The organism is Kitasatospora sp. MBT63 (genome assembly GCF_000710465.2).
In the GTDB taxonomy this organism is placed as follows: domain Bacteria; phylum Actinomycetota; class Actinomycetes; order Streptomycetales; family Streptomycetaceae; genus Kitasatospora.
In genome coordinates this window covers 1-9,434 of sequence record NZ_JAIZ01000317.1, presented here as the reverse complement: position 1 = coordinate 9,434, position 9,434 = coordinate 1, and the positions used below count along the sequence as shown (strand labels likewise).

Sequence of the window (9,434 nt, the reverse complement as noted above, 5' to 3'; positions counted from 1 at the left end):
CCGCGACGGTCGCAATGTGCACAAGATGTGACACACAGGGTGATATCACCGCTGAGATGTGACAAATCGGGCGGCGATGGGTACAAACAGGGGCGGCACGACAGGCGACGCCCGTCCCGGGACGGGAATCTTCGTCGGCGGCCGAGCGTTGGACCGAACGACGAAGACAGCGACCACTAGTCCTGTGGGCCAGAAGCCCGGGAGGCACGATTCATGAGCGAGCGAGCTCTCCGCGGCACGCGACTCGGGGCGACCAGCTACGAGACCGACCGCGGCATCGACCTGGCTCCCCGCCAGACCGTCGAGTATGCATGTCAGAACGGACACCGATTCGAGGTTCCCTTCTCCGTCGAGGCGGAGATCCCCTCGGTGTGGGAATGCCGGTTCTGCGGCCAGGAGGCCATGCTGCTGGACGGCGATGAGCCGGAGGAGAAGAAGGTCAAGCCGACGCGTACCCATTGGGACATGCTGATGGAGCGTCGGACCAGGGAGGAGCTGGAGGAGGTGCTGGCCGAACGGCTGGCGGTCCTCAGGTCCGGCGGGATGAATCTCGCGATCCACCCGCGTGACACCCGCAAGAGCGCATAGCGGTACCGCACACCAGGAAGGGCCCCGGGCGATCTGCCCGGGGCCCTTCCTCATGCGCTCGGCGCCACCTCGTGCGCCCGGTGCCACTCTGCTCGGCTCGGCTCTGCTCGGCTCGGCTCTGCTCGGCTCGGCTCGGCGCTTCTCAGGGCTCGGCTCGGCGCTTCTCAGTGGGCGAGCGGCGGGCGGTACGCGGTGTCGGGGCCGCCTGCGCCCGGGGCCGGCGGGTCGACCACCTCGCCCTGGATCACCTTGCCGTCGGGCCGGTGGATCCGCAGCTGCTCCTGGAGCCGCAGCGCGTCCGCGAAGCGGTCCGCCCCCACCGGCGCGGTGGAGTGCAGCGCCCGTCCGGCCAGCCGGCGGCCCAGCGCCCGCCACAGCGCGCGGGTCGGCGGGAACAGCAGGCTCAGGCCGAGCAGGTCGGACAGGAAGCCGGGCAGCATCAGCAGGACGCCCGCCAGGACGGTCAGGCTGGTGCCGGTCTGCGGCTGCTCCGAGCGGGGGTCCTTGGTCTGCTCGACGGCGGCCGCGAACGCCCGGCGGCCGGCCCGCTTGATCAGCGAGCCGCCCGCGAACATCCCGGCGATCAGCAGCAGCAGGACCGCGGGCCAGCTCAGCACCCCGGCCACCACGGTCAGCAGCCAGATCTCCAGCACCAGCCAGGCGGCGACGGCGAGCGGCAGGAGACGCCGCACTCGGCCCCGCGGGGCCGGGCGGACCTGGTCAGTTGTCTGGGCCACGGTACGAATCCACTCCATCGCGGTGCTCTTCGCACCGCCGGCGGACTCCGGCCGTGGCTACGGCACCTGTGGGGTCAACGGCTCGGAGCCGGCCGATGTTCCACCCCGGCGGCGCCGGCGCAGACCGGTGGCCGCGGCGAAGCCGCAGGCCAGCAGGCCCGTCACGGCGAGCGCCCACTCGGGCGCCGCGCCCACCCGGTCGGCCACGGTCGTCCCGTCGCGCAGCGGCACCACGGCGTTCAGCACGGCCGGGGTCAGCTCCTCGGTCCGGGAGACCACCGAGCCGTCCGGGGCGATCACCGCGCTGATCCCGCTGGTGGCGGCGATCAGCACCGCGCGGCCGTGCTCGACCGCGCGCAGCCGGGACATCGCGAGCTGCTGCTCGGGCTGGCCGCTCTCGGCGTAGGTGGCGTTGTTGGTCTGGACGACCAGCACCCGGCCGCCGTCGTTGACGGTGTCGCGGACGATCTCGTCGTAGGCGACCTCGAAGCAGATCACGTCGCCGATCCGGGCCGGGCCGAGCTGCATCACACCGTTGTGGGTGCCCGGGTAGAAGTCGCGGGCGACCCGCTGCAGGCGCTCGATCACCTGGGACAGCTCGGCGCGGAACGGCACGTACTCGCCGAACGGCACCGGGTGCTGCTTGGTGTACGAGGCCCCGGGGCCGCTCGCCGGGTCCCAGACGATGCCGTTGTTCTGCACGTGCTGGGCGTCCGGGCCGTCCACCAGGGCGCCGACCAGGGTCGGCACGCCGATGCTGCGGACCGCCTCGTCGATCCGGGCGTACGCCGCGGGGTCGGAGTAGGGGTCGAGGTCGGAGGAGTTCTCCGGCCAGATCACGATGTCCGGGCGCGGGGCGCGGCCCGCCGCGACGTCCGCGGCCAGCCGCTCGGTCTCGGCGGCGTGGTTGTTGAGCACCATCATCGGGCGGCCGAGGAAGTCCATCCCGGGCTTGGCCACGTTGCCCTGGACCAGCGCGACCTTGACGGTGTCGTCGGCGCCGGTGGGTACCGGCACCAGGTAGCCCGCCAGCAGCGCCGCCAGCGCACCGACGGCGCCCGTGGCGGCCAGCGGGAAGGAGCGCCGGGGGCCGTTGCGCAGCCGCAGTGCGGCCCAGGCCAGCAGGGCGCCGGACAGCGCCACGGCGAAGGTCACCAGCGGGGCGCCACCGAGCGCGGCCAGCGGGGTGAACGGGCTCGCCGTGTTGGCGAAGGCCAGCCGGCCCCACGGGAAGCCGCCGAGCGGCAGCCGGTCCCTGGCCCACTCCTGGGTGACCCACAGGCAGGCGGTCCACAGCGGCCAGCCGGGCAGCCGGGAGGTGAGCGCGAGCGCGCCGCCGAGCAGCGCCAGGAACAGCGCCTCCACCACGGACAGGCCGATGGTGGCGTCCCAGCCGATCACCCGCAGCCAGGACAGCAGCGCCAGGAAGAACGGCAGCCCGAACGCGAAGCCGGTCCAGGCGCCCTGCCGGACCGTGCGGCCCCGGGTCAGCAGCGAGAAGCCGGCCACCGCCAGGAAGGACAGCGGCCACAGGTCGTACGGCGGGAAGGAGGCCGCCAGCAGCAGACCGGCGAGCACGGCGAGACCGGTCCGGGGCAGGCCCGCACGGATCCGGGCGAGCCGCCCGGGCCGCTGCCGGGGCTGCCCGGCCTCGCCTGCCGACCCGGCGTCCGCCGCCGGGTGCTCCTGCTGTACGGGCAGGGCCACCTGCGTACCGCCTCTCTCGTCGGGTCCGTCCTCGATCCGGCCGCCCACGATCGAGAGCCGTCCGAAGACGGTACCCCGCACCAGTATCCGCCCGGCTCACGGGGTGTCGCGGCTCACACCGGCCGCCGCCGGGCGGGTCGGCGGACGTGCACCGTACGACCGCGGACCACGGTGCGCAGGCAGGTGGGCAGGGGTGCGCCCGGGGTGAGGTCGGGCAGGCCCGGGGTGCCGGAGCGGGGGTCGGTGGACCAGCCGGCCACCCGGTCGTCGGGGGCCTGCACGACCAGGTCGGTGGCGTCCCAGACCGCGAAGCTGGCGACCGCGCCGGGCACCAGCACGCCGTCCTGGTCGCGGCCGAGCGCCCGCCAGCCGCCGCGGGTGTGGGCGGTGAAGGCGGCGCGGACCGAGATCCGGTGCTCCGGCGTGCGGTGGAAGGCGGCGGCCCGGACGGTGCCCCAGGGGTCGAGCGGGGTGACCGGCGCGTCGGAGCCGAAGGCGAGCGGGACGCCGGCCTTCAGCAGCGCGGCGAACGGGTTCAGGCCGGCCGCCCGCTCGGCGCCCAGCCGCTGGACGTACATGCCGTCCGGGCCGCCCCAGGCGGCGTCGAACGCGGGCTGCACGGAGGCGGTCAGGCCGAGCTCGGTGAAGGCCGCGATGGACTTGTCGTCGAGCGACTCGGCGTGCTCGACCCGGTGCCGGGCGGCCTTCACCCGGGCGGGGCCGACCCGGTCGGCGGCGGCCCGCACGCCGTCCAGGACGGCGGTCACGGCGGCGTCGCCGATCGCGTGGAAGCCGGCCTGCAGGCCCGCCTCGGTGCAGGCGGCGACGTGGTCGGCGATCTGCTCGGCGCTCAGGTAGGCGGCGCCGGTGTGCTCGGCGTCGGCGTACGGGGTGTGCAGGCAGGCGGTGTGCGAGCCGAGCGCCCCGTCGACGAACAGGTCGCCGCCGGCGCCGACCGCCCCGAGCCGCCGGGCGGTGTCGACGCCGCCGAGCTCGCCCCAGTAGCCGAAGACCTCGGGGCCGTCGGTGGCGGCGGCCAGCTCGAGCAGCGCCGCGAGGTCCTGCTCGGAGGAGATCTGCGGTCCCGCGCACTCGTGCAGGGCGCCGATGCCGAGCTCGGCGGCGCGCCGCAGGGTGGCCAGCTGGGCGGCGCGGCGCTGGTCCGGCGTGAGGTGGGCCAGTGCGGCAGCCCGCACGGCGTGGTGGGCGTCGCGGCTGAGCGGGCCGTCGGGGTGGTGGCCGGGGAGGGCGGCCAGGTCCTCGGTGAGGGCGCGCAGCGCGGTGGAGGCGAGCGCGGAGTGCACGTCGGTGCGCGACAGGTACAGCGCGGCGCCGCCGGCCGCCCGGTCGAGTTCGGCCTGGGTCGGCGGGCGGCCCTCGGGCCAGCCGGACTCGTCCCAGCCGTGGCCGATCAGCACGCCGCCGGCAGGGGCGTCGGCGGCGAAGCGGGCGATCCGCTCCAGTGCCTCGGCGAGCGTCGGGCAGCCGGTCAGGTCCAGGCCGGTGAGCGCCAGGCCGGTCGAGGTGGCGTGCACGTGGGCGTCGACGAAGGCCGGGGTGACCAGGGCACCGGCCAGCTCCACCACCTCGTCGGCGATGTCGGCGTAGGCCTCGGCCGCGCCGTCGCTGCCGACCCAGGCGACCTGCTCCCCCTCCACCAGCATGGCGGTGGCGAAGGGGTCGGCGGGGCTGTAGACGTTGCCGCCGCGCAGCAGCACGGTGCGGTTGGTGCGTTCGGTCATGGGCACAAGTCTGCACCCGACCGGTGCGCGTCAGAGCTTCGGGGGGCGCGCCTCGTACGGGGTGGACAGCACCACGGTGGTGCGGGTGGAGACGCCGGCGGCGGACCTGATCCGGGCCAGCAGGTCCTCCAGGTCGCCCGGTCCGGGGACCCTGACCTTGAGGATGTAGTTCTCGTCGCCGGCGACGCTGTGGCAGGCCTCGATCTCGGGCAACTGGACCAGCCGGTCCGGGGTGTCGTCCGGGGCGCTGGGGTCGAACGGCTTGACGGAGATGAAGGCGGTCAACGCCAGGTTGACGGCCTGGGGGTCGACGATCGCCGTGTAGCCGCGGATCACCCCCCGCTGTTCGAGGCGGCGCACCCGCTGGTGCACCGCCGAGGTGGACAGGCCGGTGGCCTTGCCCAGGTCCGTGTAGCTCATCCGGCCGTCTTCGAGAAGCAGCTGGACGATGCGCTGGTCGAGATCCTCCACAAGGCGCAAACCTAGCGCCCCGGGGAGCCGTACGCCGACCCGGCGGCTCATCCGCCCGGCCGCGCGGCGATCCGGCGCACCGCCCGCGGCCCGCCGGGACCGGCCGGGCGCTGCGGGGCCCCGCCCGGCCCCGATACCGAACCGGCGCATTGCAGGGGGCACATGCCACCAGAATGTGGCGAAGGACACACCCCGTGCATCATCGTGCGCCGACCTGCAGGGTTATGACGGTCCGTCGGCGGGAAGTGCTGCTGTTGGCCCGGGCTTACCGAGGCCGGCCCGATCCGAGGGGGATCCCGATGCCTGCCACTGACCAACGCTCATCCAGCGTCGAGGACGAACGCGCCGAGACCGGACGGCACGAGGACGACGGCTACGCCGACTTCGGCCCGACCCCGGGCGCGGACCCGGGCGAGGCCGAGACCTGGGAGATCGTCCGGGTGCACTGCCCGTCCTGCGACCGCCCGATCGCGCTGGTGGGCGACGAGGACCGGCTGCCGCTGCACGCCGTCCTGCCGACCGCCTGGCACCCCTTCTCGCCGGCCGTCTGCGCGGGCTCCGGCTCGCCCGCCGACGACCTGGCCGAGTGCGACGCCGCCGAGCACGCCGGCCCCGGCCTGGACGAGCTGCTCGCCCTGCCGGCCGAGCTGGACTGGCGCACCCAGCCGTTCTCGCACGCCGGCCAGCGGCGCACCGTCGAGGACGCCCCGCCGGTCCCCGCCCAGCGTGGTGCCCGGGGACGGCGCTGACCGCTGCCGCCGCACCCCGGGCCCGCGGTCACCGGCCGGTCAGGTGCCGGCCGATGACCAGGCGCTGGACCTGGTTGGTGCCCTCGACGATCTGCAGCACCTTCGCCTCGCGCATGTAGCGCTCGGCCGGGTAGTCCTGGGTGTAGCCGTAGCCGCCGAGGACCTGCACCGCGTCGGTGGTGACCCGCATCGCGGCGTCGGTGCAGAACAGCTTGGCCATCGCCGCCTCCTTGGAGAAGGCCAGACCGGCGTCCTTGAGCCGGGCGGCGGCCAGGTACAGCGCCCGGCCGGCCTCGATCTGGGTGGCCATGTCGGCGAGCATGAAGGACAGCCCCTGGAAGTCTGCGATCGGCCGGCCGAACTGCTGCCGGGTACCGGCGTAGTCGACGGCCAGGTCCAGCGCCGCCTGGGCGACGCCGATCGCGCAGGCCGCGATGCCGAGCCGGCCCGAGTCGAGGGCGGCCAGGGCGATCTGGAAGCCCTGGCCCTCCTCGCCGATCAGCCGCTCGCGGGCCACCCGGACGCCGTCGAAGTGCAGCTGCGCGGTCGGCGAGGACCGCATGCCCATCTTGTGCTCCGGCGGGGCCGCCGACAGCCCGGCCGCCCCGCCCGGCACCAGCAGGCAGCTGATGCCGCGGGCGCCGTCCTCGCCGGTGCGCACCATCGAGCTGTAGAAGTCCGCGTGGCCGCCGTGGGTGATCCACGCCTTGGTGCCGCTGACCACGTACTCCTCGCCGTCCACCACCGCGCGGGTGCGCAGCGAGGCCGCGTCGGAGCCCGACTGAGGCTCGGAGAGGCAGTACGCGCCGAGCTGCTCGCCGCTGAGCATGCCGGGCAGCCAGCGGTCGCGCTGCTCGTCGGTGCCGAAGACGGCCAGGGCGTGGCAGGAGAGGGTGTGCACGCTGACGCCGAGGCCGACGGCCAGCCAGCCGGCCGCCAGCTCCTCCAGGACCTGGAGGTACACCTCGTAGGGCTGGTCGCCGCCGCCGTACTGCTCGCCGTACGGCAGGGACAGCAGGCCGGCCCGGCCCAGGGTGCGGAACACCTCGCGGGGGAAGCGGTCACCGGCCTCGTCGGCGGCGGCGTGCGGGGCGACCTCGTTGTGTACCAGCTCGCGGGTGAGGCCCAGCAGCTCGCGGGCCTCCTCGCTGGGCAGCTGACGGTCCACGGGCTTGGCGGATACGGCGCTCATGGCTGCGTCTCCTCGATTCGGCGGGCCCTGGTGTGGCGGGCCCGGGGACGGGGCTGACGGGTCTGGGTGGACCGTCACCGGCCGAAGTGAACGGTCGTTCACAGGCGCGGCGATGCGAGTATGCCCGATATCGACCCAGGCAGTCACCGTCGACGGTCGAACGCCCATCGAACGGAGTCCTAGAGTGGCCAGGTGATTGACCCGGCCGACCTGCGCGACATTCCCGGCACCCCGGACATACCGGACGGCCTGCCGGACCGGCTCGGCGCCCTGGCGCCCTCGCTCGGGCCGGTGCGGCTGGTCGCGGTGGACGGGCACGCCGGGTCCGGCAAGACCACCTTCGCGGCCCGGGTGGCCGCCGCGCTCGGCGGGGCGCCGGTGGTGCACCTGGACGACCTGGCGACCCACGAGGAGCCGTTCGGCTGGGTCGGGCGGCTGCGCTCGCAGGTGCTGGCACCGCTGGCGGCGGGCCGGGCGGCCGAGTACCAGGTCTACGACTGGACGCTGCGGCGCTTCGCCACGTCCCGGCGGATCCCGGCGGCGCCGGTGGTCCTGCTGGAGGGGGTCGGCGCGGGACGGCGCGCGGTGCGCCCGGCGCTCGCCGCGCTGGTGTGGATGGAGCTGGACGCGGCCGCCGCCCGGCGCCGGGGCGAGCTGCGGGACGGTCCGGAACTGGCCGAGTTCTGGGCCGGCTGGGCCCGCGCGGAGCGGGCGCACTTCGCCGCCGACCCCAGCCGCCCGTACGCCGGCCTGCGGGTCGACGGGGTCACCGGACGGATCGTCCGGGGCACCGTCGGTGACCCCGCGCACGGCCCTTGACCTGGGACGTCGCCAGGACTTAGGTTCACTTCACGCGGGAGATAGTTGATCCCGCAACATTGGACTCGGCGCCTCCGGCTTGTTCCCCCGTGAGCCGGAGGCGCCGTGCTGTCCTCCCCCACCGGCCCCGCCGGGGCCAACAGCCCGGCCACCCCTTGGATTTGAAGCGGTGCGGCACCCTTCCGGATCAGCCTCGCGCCGGTACGATTCCAGTCAGGCGCACAGGCGCTCCGGGGGTTGCGGACGGACGGGCGGGGGTTGCCTGCCGCTCGTCGACCGACTTGGCCTCGATGCACTCGGCGGGGGGCGTGAGTGACGGTGGAGACGTCCGACTTCGGTTCCGGCGGCCCGGGGGCCGCCCGGCAGGCCGACCGCGCCTGGCTGCGCGCCACCGACGCCTACGCGGCCGGTTCGTACGCGCGCGCCGAGGAGGAGTTCCGCACCGCCGTCGAACTCGACCCGGCGATGGCCGACGCCTGGCTCGGCCTGCACGCGCTGCGCAGCGACACCTCCGGCGCACTGCTCGCCATGTACCGCCACCAGGACCGGTTCGGGGAGCAGCGCAGACGCCACCGACGGCCGCTCAGTTCCTGGTACTGGCTGGGCTGGTGGGTGCAGCCGGTCCTGGAGGACACCCGCGACCTGCTGCTGGCGCACGCCTCGCACTGGCTCGACGGCCGGCACCTGACCGAGCTCGACCGGGCGCTCGCCGAGTGCCCGCCGCCCGAGCAGGACCCCTCGGTCCGCTTCCTGCACGCCTGCCGCTCCTACCTGGTGAAGGACTGGGAGCAGCTGATCCGGGACACCGACCGGCTGCTGGACGACCCGGTGCTGGGCATCGAGGCCGGGCTGTTCGGCGGGATGGCCCGGGTCCGGCTCGACATGTGCGCCCAGGCGCAGGCCCCGCTCGCCGCGTCGCTGGCCCGGTGCCGCTCCGAGCAGCCGCAGCGCAAGGAGCTGCGGTACTGGCTGGCCCGGGCGTACGAGGGCGCCGGGCGCAGCGCCGCCGCGCTGCCGCTGTACCGTGCCGTGCACCGGGCCGATCCGGCGTTCATGGACACCTCCGCGCGGCTGGCGGCGATCGCCACCGACGGGGTGCTGGAGGGGTTGCTGCTCTCCGACGAGGACCGGGCGATGCTCGAACCGGCCCTGCCCGACTCCGAGTTCGACCCGGATCCGGATCCGGATCCCGACCCCGGTGCCGGCCGAGGCCCCGGGCCGGACGCCGGACCGCAGGGCGACCAGGACCCCGGCCCGGAACCGTCCGAGCCGTCCGGTCCCGGCGGGTTCGGCGTGGTCGCACCGGCCGGCGGGGGCGGGCCGGCCGGGCGGTTCGGCTCCCCCGGTGCCGGTGCCGGTGGCGAGTCGGCGGGCGACGCCGCCGGCGAGCCTTCCCCGGCCGACCGCTCGGCCTGCGCCGCCGGTCCCG

9 protein-coding genes are annotated in these 9,434 nt (G+C 75.1%); 4 read left to right on the top strand and 5 right to left on the bottom strand.

Annotated elements, in window-relative coordinates:
- The first annotated feature begins 213 nt into the window (after positions 1–213).
- On the top strand, positions 214–588 hold the full coding sequence (locus tag AA75_RS19455) for an RNA polymerase-binding protein RbpA (protein WP_033821386.1): 375 nt from the start codon (positions 214–216) through the stop codon (positions 586–588).
- Between the two features lie 164 nt (positions 589–752).
- Here AA75_RS19455 and fxsA read toward each other — a convergent pair whose 3' ends face one another.
- From fxsA to AA75_RS19435, 4 genes are read right to left on the bottom strand one after another with little or no spacing between them, the layout of a single operon-like run.
- Positions 753–1,325, bottom strand: a complete 573-nt coding sequence (gene fxsA, locus AA75_RS19450) for an FxsA family membrane protein (protein ID WP_033821385.1) — start codon at positions 1,323–1,325, stop codon at positions 753–755.
- A gap of 57 nt (positions 1,326–1,382) precedes the next feature.
- A complete protein-coding gene (gene lnt / locus AA75_RS19445; protein ID WP_233289097.1) occupies positions 1,383–3,113 on the bottom strand; it encodes an apolipoprotein N-acyltransferase in 1,731 nt (576 codons plus the stop codon).
- A 32-nt stretch (positions 3,114–3,145) separates the two neighbouring features.
- On the bottom strand, positions 3,146–4,774 hold the full coding sequence (locus tag AA75_RS19440; protein ID WP_033821384.1) for an amidohydrolase: 1,629 nt from the start codon (positions 4,772–4,774) through the stop codon (positions 3,146–3,148).
- 30 nt (positions 4,775–4,804) lie between these two features.
- Positions 4,805–5,245, bottom strand: a complete 441-nt coding sequence (locus AA75_RS19435; RefSeq protein ID WP_199520361.1) for an Lrp/AsnC family transcriptional regulator — start codon at positions 5,243–5,245, stop codon at positions 4,805–4,807.
- Between the two features lie 299 nt (positions 5,246–5,544).
- Between AA75_RS19435 and AA75_RS19430 the strand changes: the two genes are divergently transcribed.
- Complete coding sequence (locus AA75_RS19430; RefSeq protein ID WP_051812795.1) at positions 5,545–5,994, top strand: hypothetical protein; 450 nt, start codon at positions 5,545–5,547, stop codon at positions 5,992–5,994.
- A gap of 28 nt (positions 5,995–6,022) precedes the next feature.
- Here the strand turns inward: AA75_RS19430 and AA75_RS19425 are convergent, their stop codons facing one another.
- Positions 6,023–7,186 (bottom strand): acyl-CoA dehydrogenase family protein, encoded by a 1,164-nt coding sequence (locus AA75_RS19425; RefSeq protein ID WP_033821382.1) that lies wholly within the window; start codon positions 7,184–7,186, stop codon positions 6,023–6,025.
- Positions 7,187–7,405: 219 nt separating this feature from the next.
- Here AA75_RS19425 and AA75_RS19420 point away from each other — a divergent pair, with 219 nt between their 5' ends.
- Positions 7,406–8,005 (top strand): uridine kinase, encoded by a 600-nt coding sequence (locus tag AA75_RS19420; protein ID WP_149038247.1) that lies wholly within the window; start codon positions 7,406–7,408, stop codon positions 8,003–8,005.
- A gap of 318 nt (positions 8,006–8,323) precedes the next feature.
- Positions 8,324–9,434: tetratricopeptide repeat protein (locus AA75_RS19415; protein ID WP_368666599.1), on the top strand; the 1,111-nt coding region annotated here is incomplete at its 3' end.